We start from the raw sequence: 19248 nt of genomic DNA, 5'->3' as shown, positions 1-19248 counted from the left end.
TCGGGTCTGGGGGATAGGTTTTGAGAGGCGATAAATCGCCGTCTCTACAAGTGTTTTGATTTATTTTCTATTTCAGCGCTACTTCAGAGATTACGGTTTTTTCTAAGGAGGGAATTGCAGCCACCATTGTTGTAGTTGTGGATTCGCTCCAACGCACTAACCAAGTGGGTTGTACTCCCAAAAAGATGATAAAAGCTGCCAAAATTAAAGCTGGTATTTTCTCAGACCAAAGAACTTTAGGATAGTAGGCGAAGTTATCGAGTTTACCAAAACAGGTACGGTTGAGGAGGATGACAAAATAAACTGCGGTTAATCCACTAGCCACTACACACAAAATTGTCGGAATGGGAAAGGCAGAGAAACTACCTTGAAAGACGATAAATTCTGCGATGAATCCTGTTAAACCGGGAATACCTGCACTAGCCATCCCACTTAAAACTAGTAAGGCACTAATTAGAGGTAAGCCGCGTATGGGACTCATCAAACCATTGAGTTTATCTAACTCGCGCGTTCCGACTTTAGCTTCTACAACTCCCACCAAGTGGAAAAGAATCGCCAGGATGATACCGTGGCTAAACATTTGGGCGACTGCACCTACAAGCGCTAAGGGAGTACTAGCAGCACCAGCTAGCAAGATATAGCCCATGTGACCGACGGAACTGTATGCTACCATGCGCTTGATATCTTTTTGAGCGATCGCAACTACTGCCCCATAGATAGCGCTGACTGCTCCCCAAATTGCCAGAGTCGGTGCAATAATACTCCAAGCATGAGGAAACATACCCAACCCAAATCGCAACAATCCATAGGTTCCCAGCTTTGCTAACACGCCACCGAGAAGAATGGCAATTGGTGCTGAAGCTTCAACGTAAGCATCCGGTAGCCAAGTATGGAAGGGAACTAAGGGAATTTTGATCCCAAAACCTAATACTATCCCTGCTAGTAAAAGGATTTGTTTTGCTGTTGACAAGTTTTCTGTTGAGACTGCATCAAAAGCAAAATTGGTAGAACCACTCAGCCACACCATACCCAAGAATGTTGCCAGAATTAATGCTCCCGAAACAGCAGTATAAATCAGGAATTTAATTCCAGCATAACCCCGTTTTTCTCCTCCCCAAATGGAAATTAGTAAGTAAAAGGGGATTAATTCTAATTCGTAAAACAGGAAGAATAGTAGTAGATTTTCAGCCAAGAAAGCACCTGCGACTCCTCCACTAACTAATAAAATCATGGAGTAAAACAGCCGAGGGCGTTCAGTTTTTTTACTACTGCTGTAAATAGAAATCCAGGTGAGCAGGCTATTTAACACCAACATTAATATAGAAAGCCCATCAACACCTATTTGATAGCTCAATCCAAGGGTTTCATTCCAGGGTAAATACTCTTTAAATTGCATTCCTGGATTGCTGATATCAAATTTTAGCAGGATAAAAAGGTTCCAGAAGATAACTATTCCAGAAAAAACTAATGCTGCTAAACGAATACGATCTTTAGGGATACTTACAGGTAATATTGCTATGAAAATAGCAGCGAAAATTGGAAGCCAAATCAATACACTTAACATGGTAATTTTGTCCTTTTTCCTTCGTTTTTTGTCCTTCGTCCTTTGTCGTTTGTCCTTTATGAATTACTCTTAACCAATACTTCTCTACGAGAGGCTGCGCCAACGACTGCGCTCAGTACAAGTGACTAATGACAAAGGACAAAAAAGCTAACTAACTACGCTGATTTTCCCAGTATCTAAATCGTAATAAGCTCCGACTATTTTCAGCTTTTCTGCCTTGATTAACTCAGATAAAACTGACGAGGTTTTCAATCTTTCAACCTGCGCCGCAATATTTGCTTTACAAGCGTTTTCTAACTTATCTCCTGATTCTCCTTTTGAGCTTTCTACGCTTGGTTTAATTGCCTCAAGCAAACTTCCAATTTTTCCTGGTACTTGAGCGCCTTTGATTGCGGCATCTACTGCACCACATCTTTCATGTCCCATTACCATAATGACTTTGGAGCCTAATACTAAACTGCCAAATTCTAAGCTACCAATTTGCTGTGTTGTGGCAATATTCCCAGCTATACGGCAGACAAATAAATCTCCAAGTCCTTGATCAAAAACAATTTCTGAAGGAACTCGTGAATCTGCACAACCTAGAATAGAAGCAAAGGGCTTTTGACTTTTGGCAACTTCGACTAAACGTGAATAAGTTTGGTTGGGATTGCGCCGTTTTCTTTTCACAAACCTGTCATTCCCATCTAATAACTCTTGCAATGCCTTATCCGGAGTAATGTCATCTTCTGCTGGAGCTTTTTTTTCGGCTGCAAGTAACTTTGAGCCAAGTCCGGCTGTCAATACACCTGTACCGATCGCACCTGCACTAAACTTGAATAAACTTCTTCTGGAAAGATTGAATTGGGGATGTTGTATGCTCATAGAATTCTCCTGAAAAGATTAAACTGTCTGCTTGTAATAAAACGGTGCTTAACTACCCAAGTGTCGAGATTTGAAAAATCAAATTTAAAAACTGCATTCCCCAAAATGGCCAAGTTACCCACATTCCTAAAACACCTACTCCTAAAAGAACGGTTAAGGCATAAAACTGGGTTTGACCAGAGGTGCTGTATTTAAGACCTTCACCACCCAAAAGCGAAAATAAACCAACGAAATTAACAATGCCATCGACTACAAAACGGTCAATCATATCGGCAAGTTGGGAAATTTTGGCAACGCTGAAGATAATCGTCATCCGATATAGTTTGGGGGTGTAAAAGTCGTATGCGAACAAGTCCTGCAAACCTTGCCAAGGCAGACGAATCGGTTTAGGAATATTACCTAAATAAATCACGCCAGTTATACTGCAACCGAAAATACTCGACCAAATTAAAAGCAGTGCGACATCTTTATTGAGAGTTGCCCAATCTGGTAAAAGTGATAAGCTTTGCAACACTAAAGGAAGATGTAGACTGACAGCAAGTAAAATTATCATTGGCAGAATCATCGGCCAGTGTGCTTCAGGCGATCGCTGACTCATTTGTCTAGCTTTACCGCCAAAAATTAAACCGAATTCTCTGGTTAAACTCACGGCTGTCAAAGCATTTACCGTTATTACTACTCCCACTAACCAAGGTTGCGTTTCCCACAAGCCATCTGCTAATTTGATCAACGCCCAAAAGCTACCCAAGGGTGGAAAACCAATTAATCCCAAAGTCCCGACGATAAAGGCTATTGCTGAAATCGGGCGACGTGTCCACAATCCGCCTAATTGGGTTACGTCTTGGGTGATGCTATTCCAAATAATTCCCCCGGTACTCATCACCAACAATGCTGCTGATATGGCATGGGTGAGTACTAACAACAGCGCCGTTTCGTATTGTTGCACTCCCACGGCAATGAATACTAAACCCATGTAGGCACTGACAGAATAGGATTGGCAGCGTTTAAGATCAATTTGAGCGATCGCAATTAAAGAAGCACCCAACGCTGTCACTACCCCAATGGCCACCATAGCCGAGGAAACTATGGGCGAGATAGTTAACACAGGTTGCAATTTAATCAGCACCCATGCACCACTAGCTACTACTACCGAATTCCGCAAAATCGTACTGGGAACAGGGCCTTCCATCGCTTCATCTAACCACAGATGCAGGGGGAACTGGGCACATTTACCCATCGGCCCGGCAATTAAGGCTAAACCTACCAGTGCCATTGTTGTCGGGTTGACGTTAGCAGTAGCCGCCCACTTGGCTAGTTCTGGATAACTCCAAGTTCCGGCTAAGGGCCATAATGCCAACACGCCCATCAGTAAGAATAAGTCTCCCACCCGCTTAGTTAAGAAAGCATCTCTCGCACCTGAGACTACTAACGGCTGGCTAAACCATAAGCCGACTAGTAGGTAGGTTCCCAGCGTCAGGACTTCCAAAATTACATAGCTGAAGAACAGGTTATTACACAGAACAAGGGCACATAGTCCCGCTTCAAATAATCCTAATAAGGAATAGAAGCGTCCCCAACCCCAATCCATTTCCATGTAGCCGATGGCATAAATCTGCGCCAGTAAATTCAAGCCAGTAATCACAACCAAAGCGCCGACACTCACCGAGGATATTTCCAAAGCAATGGTGAGGTCTAAACCAGCTGTAGATAACCAAGGAATAAATACTTCTTGGGCTGGCTGATTCCAAGTTGCTTGTAAGGCGATCGCACTATGTACAAACGCCAAAAATGTCATTACCAAGTTTACATAACCCGCCGGTCTTGGCCCCGTTTTCCGAATGATCCCCGGCGACCAAGGTACGGCTAACAAGCCACCTATTAAGGCATAGCACGGAACTAGCCAAACAGTCTCAAGTAGAAACTGAGCCATCAACTTACCTCTATATTGTCATCAAAAATTTGGGGTTTTGAGTCAACTCGCGTTGATCCCCGTTAACCCAGCGATGTCTACGATAGGCTACCCCTACGCAGATCAGACAAATTTATCTTTATTTAATTTTCTTAGAAACAGCTTACCGTTATCTTTGTCAAAATGGTATTACTTTATCTAAACAAATTTGAGATCAATACTCTAAATAAATCTTATATAAAAGACTATTGGAGTAATGAATAATAGCTATTGTTTTTTATCTATGAATTAACTGTTGGCTTAATCAATATTCATTATGAGTTTTTACTTATTGACATAAATGATAAAAGACGCAAAGGACTTGCGTCTCTACAATTCAGCTAAATGTGATTCACGCTTCGGTAATTTTGTCAACCTGCCAAAAAACAGAAATAATCGCAGGTGTTTGGTCAAATTGGCTGATGGGGGCGGGTTTCATGTCCCGGTAGTCCAACAGTTGGACTAAGATGAGGTAAGCGATCGCTAAAATGATCGAAATCGCACCTGTAATAATGGCAACTAATTTTGAACGCTCCATCAGTATTTCCTTTAATGCAAGTTATTGTACTGTGTCTATATTCACATTAATACTTGAGACACACACCACACGGTTGACGGTTGACGGTTGACGGTTGACAGTTATCGGTCATCAGTCAACGGTCAACAGTCATCAGGTAAATGTACTAGTTTTATGCGTAACAGCTTAGTACCAATATCTGCATTTAACCTAATTATTGCTGCTTAATTTTTAACTTCCTGTGGTTTGTGTACAGTTTTAAATTAAAACACAAAGTTTGGTCTTGCTCACAAGTCAAGAATACCCTTAAATGAGCGCTTATATTTAAGTCATCTCGGTAAATGCATTCGACTTATTTATCTTTATATAGTTTAGTTTTTTCGTGCCTATCTACTTATTGAAGCAAGATATCAATATAGAGTTTTGCTTACACTGCAAACATTCGCAAACCCTAAAAAGTGGGGCATAACATAACAAAGTTAAGATTAAAGTTAAGTAACAAGAGGCTTATAGCCATTCCTTATTACAGTTTCTTTACAGTTTATAAACATTATCTAAACATTATCAGTGACGGAGAAGCTACATACTTACTGTTATCTCGCTAGGATATTCACTTAGGGCTATTTCATTCTATACATAAACCGCCCAGAACTAAAGTTCTAGGCTAATAGCTAAAGTCCGTTAAAACGGACTAGAACCTTTTCTCAGTCATCTTTAGATGACTTTCGCTATTAGACTCAGAATTCATTCTGAGGCGGGCTAGATGAGAATGAAATAGCCCTGCATATTCACTAGTGCGGGATAATCACTTATATTTAAATTAAAAGTGTCATGATTAGTATTACTAAATTAAATAGAATTGACTTTCTAGTTATGATTATTATTGTCATAATTGGTCTTGTACATTTACCTTTTCCATTTGATGGAGATCAAGCCTTTTTTAGGCTAGGTGCTTTAGAGATGCAACAAGGAAAAGTACTCTATCGTGATTTTTGGGATGTAAAGCAACCAGGGATTTTCTGCTTTTATTTTTTGGCGGGAACTTTGTTTGGTTTTAATGAGATTGGCATCCATGCCTTTGAACTTATTTACATGCTATTTTTTTCTATAATATTACTGCTGACTCTAAAAAGCTATTTTCGGCATCAGATAATCGCAAGCTTAGTACCTTTGTTAACGGTTGGTGTTTACTATGTTGTCTCAGGCGCTTGGCACCTTACTCAAGTTGAAGCACTGGTTGGTTTTCCTTTATTCCTTTGCCTTTGGCTAACTTTTCAATCTTTTAAAAACGAAGGAAAGCAAAGATTTATCTTGCTTTTACTCTCAGGCTTGATTGGCGGAATTGTCCTGCTATTTAAATTAATATTTTTGCTTATATTGTTTTCGTTTTGGCTAACTATATTGATGTATTCTGTTTTAATAAAACGGCAGGGTATTCAAAAAATATTTATTGAGATTTGTTTGCCAATTTTTATAGGGATTATCTTTCCTCTTGTAGTCGTTGCCAGCTACTTTGCCTGGTATAACAGTTTTTCAATAGTGTATCAGACATTTTTTATATATCCACCTCTTATTATTGCTAATTCTGCATTAAATCAAAAGGACTTTGTTTCGGGAATCAAATGGTTTTTACAGAATTTTTACCCTTTAGTTTTAATAGCTATTATTGCAATAGATGCTTCATTGCGTAAGTCTAAGAATGTATTGACTTTGTTACTTGTTGTTTGGTGTGTTTTTGGTTTGAGTGTTATTACTTTACAATATAAAGCATTGTGGGAATACCATTTTTTACTATTGTTTGTACCCATAGGGATTTTAGCAGCTAAAGGATTAGATATATTATGGGACTATTTAAAAGAATTAAGGTCTCAAATACCGACAATTCTGCTGATATTTTTATTGTTCTTTCCTTTATCATCCACTCTTACAAAAAAGAGTATGACTCTGGTTAATAATAACTTTGCTTTAACTGAAGATACGCGATTAAAATATCAGACTGTCTTTAGAAAAAAATATCCATCCCTTCACTCAGAGGCTAACCTTATCTCTCAAGCAGGAAGTCTTGCTGGTGAGATTTATGTAGCTGGTGATCCATCTATTTACTACTTTTCTGGTCGGACTCAAGCAACAATCCTCCGTGGTTGGGCACTTGAATATTTTCTGCCTGAGCAATGGTTAACACTTAGAGAGCAGTTAGATTCATCAAAGCCTCCTTATATCTTTATTGATTATGTCCCCCAGGCTATAATCAAAGAAAATTTTCCCAAACTGCTAGAATTTGTTGAGCAAAAATACCAAATTTTACGTCAAAGTAATAATGGTATTTGGTATATCATCAAATCATAGTTGAAGAAGAATACAGAATGCAGAATGGAGTTGCACTAGTAGTCTGTCCCATTAATTCTGATAGGTGAATCAAATTTAAATTTCTCTTCTTTCCTTCTTCCTTTGCGCTCTTTGCGTCCTTTGCGGTTCGTTCTCTTATCCCTAAAATTTAATGAGACAGACTACTAGGATGAGGTAGGCGATCGCTAAAATAACAGAAATCGCATCTTTAAGCTGTGGGACAAAAGCATCCCTAAATCTGCAATTATTTTTTTCTTAACCCTTTGCTAGCCGTTTCTTAATCTAACTGGGATACTTTGAGAGTGCCCAATTCGCAACTCATAACAAAAACTTATATAGCTGTCTTCTAATCATCTCTAAAAATAGTGTTTTAGAAGGCATATTTTATATTGTCCATGTTGATATTGCAAACTCTCTAACTGCAAAGATGCACTTCGCAGTTAACGGTCTTTTACTGACAATATAAATGGCATTTACACTGAAAGTTTTTCACACTTTTGCAGCGATGCAATTGGGCAACTTGGTTCTGTGGTCTTCGCAGACAACCACTAATTTCCGCAAAACTTGAATCTACCCTAGCACCAACTTATGGTAAATAATAAGACAATCCGCTTTTCCCAATTCAATGCTTCCCTAAACCGCAGCGCTCAAGGCCAATTAGTGGCCGATTTGTCAACTCCCGATAATGCTCAGGCAAAAGCTGTTGCAGAAATTATCCAGCGTAACAACCCGGATGTGCTGTTAATTAATGAGTTTGACTACTCTCAAGAGGCAGTTCAACTATTCCAGCAAAATTATTTAGCTATCAGCCAAAACGGTGCGACTCCCGTTGACTACCCCTACTTCTATATTGCTCCTTCTAACACGGGTATTGCCTCTGGTTTTGACTTGAACAACAACGGCGCAGTAGTTACAACCCCAGGCGAACCGGGATATGGCGATGATGCCTTCGGATTCGGCAATTTTCCTGGTCAATTTGGGATGTTGTTGCTGTCTAAATATCCCATCGATACAGCTAACGTCCGCACCTTCCAAAACTTCCTCTGGAAGGATATGCCCAATGCTTTGCTTCCCGATGATCCTACAACACCACAGCCAAATGATTGGTATTCTCAGGACGAACTGGAAGTTTTACGTCTCTCCTCCAAAAGTCATTGGGATGTCCCAATCCAGGTAAACGGCGAGACAATTCATATCCTCGCCAGCCACCCCACACCCCCAACCTTTGATGGGCCAGAAGACCGCAACGGGAAGCGCAATCACGACGAGATCCGCTTTTGGGCAGACTATATTACTCCTGGTAAAGGTAATTACATCTACGATGATCAGGGAAAAATCGGCGGGATTGCTGCTGGGTCAAGCTTTGTGATTGTGGGTGATCAAAATGCCGATCCGGTGGATGGTGATAGTTTTGACAATGCTATTCGCCAACTATTGCAAAACCCCAATATCAATACTAATGTCATTCCTACTAGTCTTGGTGGCCCCCAACAAGCAGACTTACAAGGTGGTGCAAACGCTAGCCAAAAAGGAAATCCTAGCTTTGATACCGCAGACTTTGCTGATACGGCTCCAGGCAACCTGCGGACTGATTACGTGCTACCTTCACCTGACTTGACAATTGCCAACTCAGGAGTATTTTGGCCCCTGAATACTGACTCAACGTTCCCCTTGGTGGGTACTTTTCCCTTCCCCAGTTCTGACCATCGCTTAGTATTTACAGATGTACAAACTGGGCCAACTGAACCAGGTAAAACCATTTCTCGTATAGGATTTCAGGGGCAGTCTACTTTCGTTACTGGTTTTATTCCTGCTGGCGCGGCGGGAACTGTGAATGGAGGAGAAACTCCACTGGGTGGATTGTCTGGTGTTACCTACGATGCAGCTAACAACCGCTACTACGCTATCTCAGACGATCGCTCCCAATTTGGCCCCGCCCGCTTCTATACTTTCACTGCTGATACTGGGGTGACTTTTACCAATGTCATACCCCTGAAAGATAACAATGGCAACTTATTTGCAACCAACAGCCTTGACCCTGAAGGCATTGCTTTGACCAATAATGGGACAGTCTTCATCTCTTCAGAGGGTGAAGTTAATCCTACTGCTGGTCGTGTTACCAATCCCTTTATTAAGGAATTTTCCCTTACAACGGGGCAAGAAATAGGATCGCTACTTATTCCCAGCAAATTCCTGCCAGTAGTTGAGGATACCAACAGCAACGGTATTGTAGATGTAGGTGATACGCAGACATCAGGCGTTTACAATAATTTGGCATTTGAAAGCCTCACCATCACACCCGACCAGAAAACCCTATTCACCGCCACCGAAAACGCGCTTTCTCAAGATGGATTAAGGGCTTCACTCACTAGTGGTAGCCGTTCCCGGATTCTGCAATACAATCTGGTTAGTGGACAACCAGAGAAAGAATACCTCTACATTACTGATGCGATCGCCGATGTGCCGAACCCTAGCACAGGTTTCAGTGACAATGGTTTAGTAGATTTACTAGCGATCGATAACCGGGGAACCTTACTGGCGTTAGAACGTTCCTTTGCACAAGGTGTCGGCAACACCATCAAAATCTACGAAGTTTCCTTGCAAAGTGCAACAGACATTAGTTTCTACGATTCTCTCAATAATCTGAGTACTGAGCAACTAGCTGCTATCCAACCCGCTCAAAAGCGCTTACTGTTGAATTTAAATGATTTAAACTTGCCTAACGGTACAGATAACATCGAAGGTATCACCTTTGGCCCCAAACTAGCAGATGGTCGTCAGTCGATTGTGCTGGTAAGTGATAACAATTTCAATCAAAGCCAATTTACCGAAATTCTCACACTGGATGCAGACTTAGTTCCAACTGCTGCACCCACGCTAGAAACCCGTCCCGATTTGTTGGACGATGAAACACTCCCAGTTGATCAACGGGCTGATGCTGATGATCCTGCCATCTATGTTAATGCCACAAATTCTGCCGATAGCCTAGTATTGACCTCAGTAAAAAATGCCGGGCTGCGGGTTTATGACTTGTCTGGTAATTTGTTGCAAACAGTTAATCCGGGTGGTATTCGCTACAACAATATTGACCTGCAATACGGTTTTAAATTAGGCAATCAATCTGTTGATATTGCTGTAGCTAGCGATCGCGGTAATGATAAACTAGCAATCTTCAAAATTAACCCCAACCCTACCACTCCCGGTAACTACCTGGAAGACATCACCGACAGCAATATTGCAACCCTTTTCCAAGGGCTACCTTTTGCAGAACCTTATTCCTCATCTTCTCGGAGTGCTTACGGGCTTACCCTATACCGCAGTCCAATCACCAATGATTATTATGTCTTTGCCAATCGCCGAGAAACCGGAGATGTCGCTCAGTTTAAACTGATTGACAAAGGTAATGGCAAAATTGGGACTGAACGAGTGCGAGAATTTACCGTACCCACAATTGAGGGACGCGATCCGCAAACAGAGGGTATGGTAGTAGACCAGGAAACTGGTTTCCTCTACATCGGCCAGGAAAATGTCGGGATTTGGAAGTTCCAAGCAGAACCAAACGGTGGCACAACTGGTAAGCTAATTGATCAAGTCAGAGATTTGGGTGGTAGTTATCTCACCGATGACGTAGAAGGACTGACCATTTATTACGGCAAAAATGGCACAGGCTACTTATTAGCATCTAGCCAAGGCGACAACACTTTTGTTGCTTACACTCGTGAAGGTAACAACGAATATCTGGGTAACTTTGCCGTTGGTAACAATGGGGCCATTGATAGCGTACAAGAGTCAGACGGTGCAGATGTAATTAACGTGCCACTGGGGCCTAACTTTCCATTTGGTTTATTTGTCACTCAAGATGGTTCCAATGAACCTGCCAAAATAGTTAGCGATGAAGGTGAAGAAGAAAATATTAGTTCTAACTTCAAGTTTGTACCTTGGGAAAATATTGCCAATGCCTTCCCTAATTCTCTAACTATTGACACCACTAGTTACGATCCACGCAATCCTGTTGCTCAATCCAAGCTGACTATCTATGAATTTGAAAACCTACCCAAGTTAGGAACAACCTCTGAAAATCAAGATATTTTCTTAGGTGGTTTCTCTGGGTTGTATTTTCAAGGATTTGCAGCAAATGGCAACCTGAAGTTTGTCACCCACACAGACCGAGGCCCCAATGGAGAATCTGAGGGTTCAAACAGACCATTTTTCTTACCCGACTTCCAACCAGAAATAGTCAGTTTTGAACTCAACCGCACCACAGGTGAAATCAGCATTACCAATAGAACAGGACTATTCCGCCAAGATGGGACGACACCATTAACTGGATTGCCTAATTTGCAAGCTGGGGCAAATGGTTTGGCTTACACTGATGAAATTGCTGTTGACTTAGACAACAATATTCTAGCTAACGATCCTTTGGGTGCTGACTTAGAAGGTATTGTAATTGCGGAAAATGGAGACTATTGGATGGTAGATGAATACCGTCCGGCAATTTACCACTTTGACGTTAATGGTAAACTAATTGACCGCTTTATTCCTCAAGGAACTGCCACTGCACCCAACCCAGATCAACCAGTGGGAACTTTTGGAACTGAGGTATTACCATTCGTTTATGCCCAACGCCGCAATAACCGGGGATTTGAAGCTGTAGCCCTGGAAGGTACTAAATTATACGCTTTCATCCAAAGTCCCATTGACAATCCAGATGTTGCTAATGACGCGACATCTAAAGCTTCTCTCAACCTGCGAATTCTAGAGTTTGATATTGTCACCAAGCAGGTAACAGGAGAATATTTGTATCTCCTGGAAGGTTTACCTGCAACTGACAAAATTGGCGATGCAGTATCTTTAAGTAACGGCAAATTTGCAGTAGTTGAGCGAGATGATAATGGTACATCTGCTGGCAATAAACTAATTTACCAAATTGATTTAGCCGGGGCAACGAACATCAATAACCCTGCTAACTTTACTTTGCCAGCTAATAAAACCATCGAACAACTTTCCTCTGCGGAGTTAGTTGCTGCCAATATTACCCCTGTCACCAAAAGCCTAATCGCTAATGCCGCTCAATTGGGTTACACCGGGGTGGAAAAATTAGAAGGTCTGGCACTGGTAGCACCGAACACTCTAGCTTTGATTAACGACAACGACTTCAACATTACAGGTAATACGGCTGCTGAAAAACTCGGCATCCTGGAACTACCAAATAATCTGACAACTGTACAGCCTACTTTCCCGAACGGTTTTGGTTCTAGCAACAGCGATACTGTCAGTCTTCAGCCAGGACAATTCTTTAGTGCAGGTGACGGAGCAGATTTTGTAGAAGGCGCTCAAGGTAACACAATCCTAGCTGGAAACGGTGATGACACAGTGCTTGCAGGGAGTGACTCTTCAGTTTCCGGGAATGACGGTAACGATCAGATATTTATTGGTCAAAATGGCCCCGCTCAAAATACCAGCGCTGATGCTGGCAATGGTGATGATTTGATTGTCGTGCTAGAAGCCAGTGGTAGTAATAATCTATTTGGGGCGGCAGGTGATGATCGTCTCACAGTAATTGAAGGTTCTCGCCAATCATTATTCGGTGGCTCAGGCAATGATACCCTTAGCAGTGGCGGTAGCAATAACCGTCTCTACGGTGGTTCTGGAGATGACAAACTCTTCTCTAATGTCAATGATTCGCTATTTGGTGGCGATGGTGATGATGTGCTATTTGCTGGTCAACAGGGTAGCGGCCTCAGTGGTGGTGCTGGTGCTGACCAATTTTGGATTACCAATGGTAGTCTGCCAATTAGTAATAACATCGTGACTGATTTTACAGTCGGGATTGACAAAATCGGACTTGGCGGTGTTGGCGTAACTCAATTTAGTGGGCTAACACTGTCGCAACAGGGTAGTAACACTTTAGTAAAAATCGGAAATACAGAGTTAGTTTCATTGCTAGGAATTATCTCAACCAGCCTGACTGCAAATGATTTCGTTTTCTCTGCTAGCGTCGTGGCTTAGTTTGTTGCCTAGTGTTATCCCAATCCTAAATCATTTGTGAACAACGAGATACCTGACTTTCTTAAGAAGTCGGGTATCTAAATATTTCATTAGTTGCAAATATTTTCACAAATCCAGGACTTATGCAAAGCTGGTGAAACTTCTGCATCAAATGTCTTTTACTGCTTGCAAATAACAAGCTTTAATAGTTCTCTTTATTTATGCCAACTTACTATGATATTATTTAAAGTTATTTTTTATCTTGTATTAATCTGAATTTTGCAGTGCAGATGTATGTATCCAACAAGGTGCAGGCGATGCCTCAATACGGTTCGGATAAGCAAAAGAAGCAGGGGAGGAAAGAGGGTTATTGTTGAGTAATTCTTCTCTCAAGAACAGCTTCTCTTCTCGAACTGCCTCAACCAAGAAATTCCTTAACCGAACAGTATTGGGCGATGCCTACGACGGGTTATATCATGTCCGGCAAATTGCTTATGATATGTCATTGCGAGTGCAACGAAGTGGAGCGTTCGCGGAGCGTCTCGTAGAGAAGCAATCACAAGGACTCTGCGATTGCTTCACTTCGTTCGCAATTGACTTGTGTTCAACCGGACATGATATTATTTGGCATCGCTTCTCAAAAACTAGCATTCTTTGGATGCAACATGCAGTATGGGCGCACAGCTAGCTGTACGCCCATACTAAAAGACTATATTTTATGCAACTGAGAAACGCTACAATCAATCATCTGCAAGAGTAAGCGCGTTACCCAAGTATTAGAATTCGGTGGTTGAACACCAGCGTCCCTATTATTACTCTTTTATTGGCGAAAAGTTATTAGTACTCGCTGCCAATAGGATATTGTAACGCATCTAGCGTCCAACTTTGTTTGAGATATCTTTGGCTGCTTCTGCCGCACTGTCCCCTACATCACTAGCAGTTTCTTGAGCGCCCTTTACGTATCCAGATCCAAACTCTTTAAGGGCTTCTCCTGACTGTTGCCCAATTTTCTGAAGTCTTTCACCAGGAGAACCTTCCGTTTCACGAGCGTCCTTATACCACTGCCCTACTGTTTTCGGTCTTTCAGCATCATTTTGCTCTACCTGTTCGCGAACTCTCTCCTTTAAGCCTTTATCATTCTGTCCCTGCCCATAATTAACATTCGTTGTCAGCACTAGAAAACCAACTACGACAACAGCCAAAAAAGATTTTACCTGAAGTCCTTTAAGTAAGGAACTGATGTTAGCAATCGTTCTATAAATCAAATTTATCATGCCAATTAGCTTTTTTTTTGACTACAAATAAAGATTAACTATAGAAAGGTAATTATCCTTCTAGCAAAAGGCAGATTTTAGTTATAAAAAAGAAAGGATTTTTAAATCTTTGGGAAGAGGTGATTTGTTAGATGCATGGATATTTGCAATTCGTCTATGGGCACGAGCAATGAGCAAGGCTGCCTTTCTCCAGAGAGTTTGTATAACAAGGCAGAGAGAGCATTATCCGAAATTGACTGCTGAATGAATACATCAAAATGTTATTAGAAACTCGATAAAGGGCTAAACCTTCCTTGATTTGCAATTTTTTCAATCCACTCAGGTAAATCATTATGTTCAAAAAAATACAACATTAGAGAAAACACTGGTTATATTCCTAGACTTGCAGATGACAGAGTAGGATATTTTATTACTGCTTATGAACTACTCACCCCTACAACGTTATCGGGGTGAGTTTCTACATCCACCCCAGTAGAATTGAGTTTTCCCACTTAGAAGCTTCTGGCGATCGCATCGCTAAAGCATTAAATGCACAATTACTTTCTAAGTAGATATTGGTCATTTGTCATTGGTCATTTGTCATTAGTTATTCTCCCCCTGCTCCCCCTGCTCCCCCTGCTCCCCCTGCTCCCCCTGCTCCCCCTGCTCCCCCTGCTCCCCTGCTCCCCCTGCTCCCCCTGCTCCCCACTCCCCACTCCCCCAAGATACATTTGCAATAAACCAATTACAACTTCTGGCATTTCCAAATGAGGTAATATTCCTGCATCTGCGATCGCATAAAAATCTCGAATTGCACTTGGATTTAAATTTGCCAAGCGTTGTCCTAATTTGATGCTGGTAAATTGTGCCTTTTCTCCCCAAAAGATGACAGTAGGAATTGTCAGTTGTTTAATATATAAACTCAGATCAAAGTAAAGATCGCCCCGCAAAAATGACAAAGCGGCAAACTTGGCATTAGGCTGTTGTGCAGAGGTTAAATAAGCCTCCACCATTTCTTGAGAAACTCGTTGTGACTTGGCAAACAGAAAACTTTGTAAAAAATTTCGGACTGCAATTTCATTTTCAGCACCAAGCATATAAATAAAATTGTCCAACAGAGGCGCATTGATCACCGAAAGCGGAAGTCTGCGTCCAGCACCCTGCCCAAAATCATCAAATCCAGAGGGGGACACCAAAAACAGTGCTTTGAATAAATTGGGTTGAACAATAGCTAGGCGAATAGCAAAAGCGGCTGTCAGAGACGATGCTACCACCGTCACTGGTTGACGACAAGTTTCGATGATAAACTCTGCGATCGTGCTGAGATAATCCCTAATTTTATAATCCCGGACTGGATGAGCCGATTCTCCCCAGCCGATTAGATCGGGAGCTAAAATGTGGTAATTAGAGGCAAAAGCCGGATAAACTTTAGACCATTCATACGCAGACGCCCCACCACCAAAGTTATGGAGAAACAGTAGTGGAGGTAAATCTTCAGTATCAGCAAATGCCCAAGGTGCATTCGTTTGGGTATAGTAAACCATTGCCCCCAAGGATGTATGGATAAGTTTATGTCCAAAGCCAGGAGGTTGAAACTGAAGCATAAAATTAAAAAGTATAGTTTAATAGCACTTTACCCGAAGGCAAAATTACGAGTTTGCATACAGTCAAACTAATTGATTCATCCTTGCTTTTTGTCGGCATCTCCTGTGATCTGAACAAGTTGATGGAGGTTATCGCCACTAATATGATAGGCTGCCCCAAAACCAACTACAAAACGACCTTCACTCGGAGTTAGCTGGAAAATCCGAAAGTCAGACAAGCCGCGCAGAACCTCGATAATTTCACCAAACCGCCCTTGAAATTGCTCAACAATTTGATTCCACTTGTCAGTTTCACGCTCTATCAAAGTTGCCGTACAATCAAAACTCAAACGACGACGGGCAAAAATTAGATTACTCTTGGCTTCATCCTCGATAAACAAGACACTAACATGAGGATTGACATAGAGATTTTTGGTATGAGTTGAAAGACCACTGACATAAATGTAGATGTTTTTGGAATCATCTATTACAAAGGGAGCATAACTAGCATTGGGTATTGCCTGTGCGTTCACGGTGCTAATAATTACACTCTCAACTTCTTCAGTAAACTTTTCGTACTCAGCTTGAATGTTTTCAAGTTGGCTCATAAGTAAATTACCGTTTAATTAGGAACACCTAATTAAGTATCCTAGCGTGCTTGAGCGATATCTACGACGGGCTATGACGCTCGATAGCGCAGCGTAAGCCTTCTCTTCTCCTTCTCCTATCAAAGACGCACTCGCACTCGAGAGGCAACGCCTTCTCTACGAGACGCTGCGCGAACGGCATAGCAACGCTATGAGCGACGCAGGAGCGTCTGACTGGCTAACGCTTCGCTATCGGCTTGGCATGGAATGCCAAATGATTTGGCTTAAGGGAATAGGTTACAGCAAATGCGATCGCTCAACAAGCAAATGCGTACGCTCAACAAGCAAATGCGTACGCTCAACCTGACTTTTCATATCATGTCCGCATAATTAGTTATGATTCCCACAGTCATTGCACCCCACCCCGCCAAAGCTACGCTTTGTCTCCCCTCCCCGCAAGCGGGGAGGGGATTAAGGGGTGGGGTTCTTCGGGTTTAATAAGTAATCAAACGGACATGATATCACGGGATGTGGAAAAGGGGATAGACTTTTGCAAGAGGTCTAGTGTACATGGTCTGCTTCGCCATTAAACTCTAGCAAGGTACTGTCAATATCCAAGCTCTGAGTACCGGAGGATTTGGAGAAACAAACATTGGGCTAAACTAAAGAAAGTTATGAGGACGCAAATATGACTGACAAAAATCGTTCTCAATGGGATTTAGGCAGGTTTATTGAAACCCTGACTTACTTTGAGGTAATTCCTTTCCTTAACTGGGTACAGCAGTTAATCCAAGGCCGTCCTAAGGATAATCAATATAGACCCAATGGAGGAAGAAATGTGGGTGTAATATTAGTAGCAGGTGCAACAGGCGGTGTAGGTAAACGAGTGGTGCAGCGATCGCTCCAAGAAGGTTATAAAGTTCGCGCCCTAGTTCGAGACATTGACAAAGCTCGGTCAATTCTTGGTAATGATATAGACTTGGTAGTTGCGGATATCACTCAACCAGAAACTTTAACTCCTTTAGTTATGGCTGATATACAAGCTGTAATTTGTTGTACAGCAGTACGCGTGCAACCAGTTGAGGGAGACACAGCAGATAGAGCCAAATATTATCAAGGTGTTAAATTTTACCAGCCAGAAATTGTTGGCGACACCCCAGAAAATGTAGAATATCAAGGTGTTAAAAACCTAGTCCAAGCGGCTGCAAAATATTTACCCCAAGCAAACGAAAAACCGATATTTGATTTCACCAAGCCATCAGCAGAATTAAAAGATTACTGGGGGGCGCTGGATGATGTCGTCATGGGTGGCGTGAGTGCCAGTAATATTCAATTAGTAGAAAATACAGCTTTGTTTGCTGGTAATGTCTCCACGGCTAACTCTGGTGGATTTGCTTCTATCAGAACCAAGAATTTTGATCCACCCTTCAACTTATCTGATTGCGAAGGTGTGAAATTGCGCGTCAAAGGTGACGGTCAGCGTTATAAAATATTTCTGCGGACAGATACAAAATGGGATGGGATTGGCTACAGCTATTCTTTCGATACCGTAGCTGATACCTGGATAGATGTTCACATTCCCTTTGCAGATTTGATTCCCGTCTTTCGGGCAAAAGTTGTCAAAGATGCGCCACCAATTGAGCAGAATAGAGTTTGTTCATTCCAACTGATGTTGAGCAAATTTGAATATGATGGCGCTTTGAATCCTAAGTTTTCTCCCGGTGGTTTTGCTTTACAGTTGGAATCAATAAAAGCTTACGGTGGGACAACTTTACCACAATTTATTCTCGTCAGTTCAGCAGGCGTGACTCGTCCCGGACGCCCCGGCATTAATTTAGATGAAGAACCGCCAGCAGTGAAATTAAATGACCAATTGGGAGGAATTTTAACTTGGAAGTTGAAGGGAGAAGATAGTTTAAGAGAAAGCGGAATTCCTTATACGATTATTAGGCCTTGTGCTTTAACTGAAGAAGCAGGAGGTAAGGAATTAATATTCGAGCAAGGCGATAATATTAAGGGCAAAATCAGCCGTGAGGATGTAGCAGAACTTTGCGTGCGATCGCTAAATTTAGGAAAAGCTTGTAATGTCACGTTTGAAGTAAAACAGACAGACAATACTGTTAACTCTATCGATTGGCAGAAGTTATTTTCTAATTTAGTAAAGGATAAATAAGTGAAGTAACTACAGACTTCTACTCTGTAGTCATCCCAACACATCCTGTCTAAATAGACTGCTATGAAAAAAATCCAAGTGCTAATATTTGCCGGGATTTTAGCAACAATTCTCTGGGGTGGGTTATTTGGAAACACTGCTTCATCCCAGCAAGTAGAGTCCCGTATCAACAACCTGGAAGCGGACTTTAATCGTGTCGAGTCACGATTAAACCAGTTAGAGTCTCAACTCGGTCGAAGTCGCCAGTCTTCATCCCCAAGAACAACACTTACCCCACGACAGTCAACTGGTTCCAGAAGGAACTTATCACAGCAAGATCCGATGTTTGATCGGCTGGCAACTTTGGTGGTTGAATTGAAGCAACAAGTCAACAAATTAGAGGCGCGAGTTTCTAAATTAGAAAGTCCCTGAGTATTTAGGGCGTG

12 protein-coding genes are annotated in these 19248 nt (G+C 41.8%); 5 read left to right on the top strand and 7 right to left on the bottom strand.

The annotated features are described in order from the left end of the window. Positions 1–67: 67 nt before the first annotated feature. The 4 genes from LC586_RS17475 to LC586_RS17460 all read right to left on the bottom strand — a co-directional run bounded on the left by LC586_RS17475 (position 68) and on the right by LC586_RS17460 (position 4914). Positions 68–1564 carry an NADH-quinone oxidoreductase subunit M gene (locus LC586_RS17475; protein ID WP_229486018.1) on the bottom strand — a complete coding sequence of 499 codons (1497 nt, stop codon included), beginning with the start codon at positions 1562–1564 and terminating at the stop codon, positions 68–70. Positions 1565–1711: 147 nt separating this feature from the next. Then, a complete protein-coding gene (locus tag LC586_RS17470) occupies positions 1712–2428 on the bottom strand; it encodes a carbonic anhydrase (RefSeq protein WP_229486017.1) in 717 nt (238 codons plus the stop codon). A gap of 52 nt (positions 2429–2480) precedes the next feature. Beyond that, positions 2481–4358, bottom strand: a complete 1878-nt coding sequence (locus LC586_RS17465) for an NAD(P)H-quinone oxidoreductase subunit F (RefSeq protein WP_229486016.1) — start codon at positions 4356–4358, stop codon at positions 2481–2483. A gap of 370 nt (positions 4359–4728) precedes the next feature. Beyond that, on the bottom strand, positions 4729–4914 hold the full coding sequence (locus LC586_RS17460; RefSeq protein WP_229486015.1) for a hypothetical protein: 186 nt from the start codon (positions 4912–4914) through the stop codon (positions 4729–4731). Positions 4915–5724: 810 nt separating this feature from the next. Here LC586_RS17460 and LC586_RS17455 point away from each other — a divergent pair. The 3 genes from LC586_RS17455 (at position 5725) to LC586_RS17445 (ending at position 13915) form a co-directional block, all read left to right on the top strand. Then, on the top strand, positions 5725–7239 hold the full coding sequence (locus tag LC586_RS17455) for a hypothetical protein (RefSeq protein ID WP_229486014.1): 1515 nt from the start codon (positions 5725–5727) through the stop codon (positions 7237–7239). 588 nt (positions 7240–7827) lie between these two features. Beyond that, entirely contained in the window at positions 7828–13248 is a 5421-nt protein-coding gene (locus LC586_RS17450; RefSeq protein WP_229486013.1) for a phytase, read from the top strand. Between the two features lie 352 nt (positions 13249–13600). Beyond that, the gene (locus LC586_RS17445) at positions 13601–13915 is read left to right on the top strand and encodes a hypothetical protein (RefSeq protein WP_229486012.1); all 315 of its coding nucleotides are present in this window, start codon (positions 13601–13603) and stop codon (positions 13913–13915) included. A gap of 184 nt (positions 13916–14099) precedes the next feature. Here LC586_RS17445 and LC586_RS17440 read toward each other — a convergent pair whose 3' ends face one another. The 3 genes from LC586_RS17440 to LC586_RS17430 all read right to left on the bottom strand — a co-directional run bounded on the left by LC586_RS17440 (position 14100) and on the right by LC586_RS17430 (position 16671). Beyond that, positions 14100–14501 carry a hypothetical protein gene (locus LC586_RS17440; RefSeq protein WP_229486011.1) on the bottom strand — a complete coding sequence of 134 codons (402 nt, stop codon included), beginning with the start codon at positions 14499–14501 and terminating at the stop codon, positions 14100–14102. Between the two features lie 572 nt (positions 14502–15073). After that, positions 15074–16084, bottom strand: a complete 1011-nt coding sequence (locus tag LC586_RS17435) for an alpha/beta fold hydrolase (protein WP_229486010.1) — start codon at positions 16082–16084, stop codon at positions 15074–15076. A 77-nt stretch (positions 16085–16161) separates the two neighbouring features. Beyond that, a complete protein-coding gene (locus LC586_RS17430) occupies positions 16162–16671 on the bottom strand; it encodes a HugZ family pyridoxamine 5'-phosphate oxidase (protein ID WP_229486009.1) in 510 nt (169 codons plus the stop codon). A 667-nt stretch (positions 16672–17338) separates the two neighbouring features. Here LC586_RS17430 and LC586_RS17425 point away from each other — a divergent pair. Then, on the top strand, positions 17339–18823 hold the full coding sequence (locus LC586_RS17425) for a CIA30 family protein (protein WP_229486008.1): 1485 nt from the start codon (positions 17339–17341) through the stop codon (positions 18821–18823). A 63-nt stretch (positions 18824–18886) separates the two neighbouring features. Next, positions 18887–19234, top strand: a complete 348-nt coding sequence (locus tag LC586_RS17420; RefSeq protein ID WP_229486007.1) for a hypothetical protein — start codon at positions 18887–18889, stop codon at positions 19232–19234. Positions 19235–19248 lie beyond the last annotated feature (14 nt).

Source organism: Nostoc favosum CHAB5714 (assembly GCF_020829495.1).
Lineage (GTDB): Bacteria > Cyanobacteriota > Cyanobacteriia > Cyanobacteriales > Nostocaceae > Nostoc > Nostoc favosum.
Note: the sequence above shows the minus strand (reverse complement) of the source record. Positions and strands in the feature narration are given on the sequence as shown.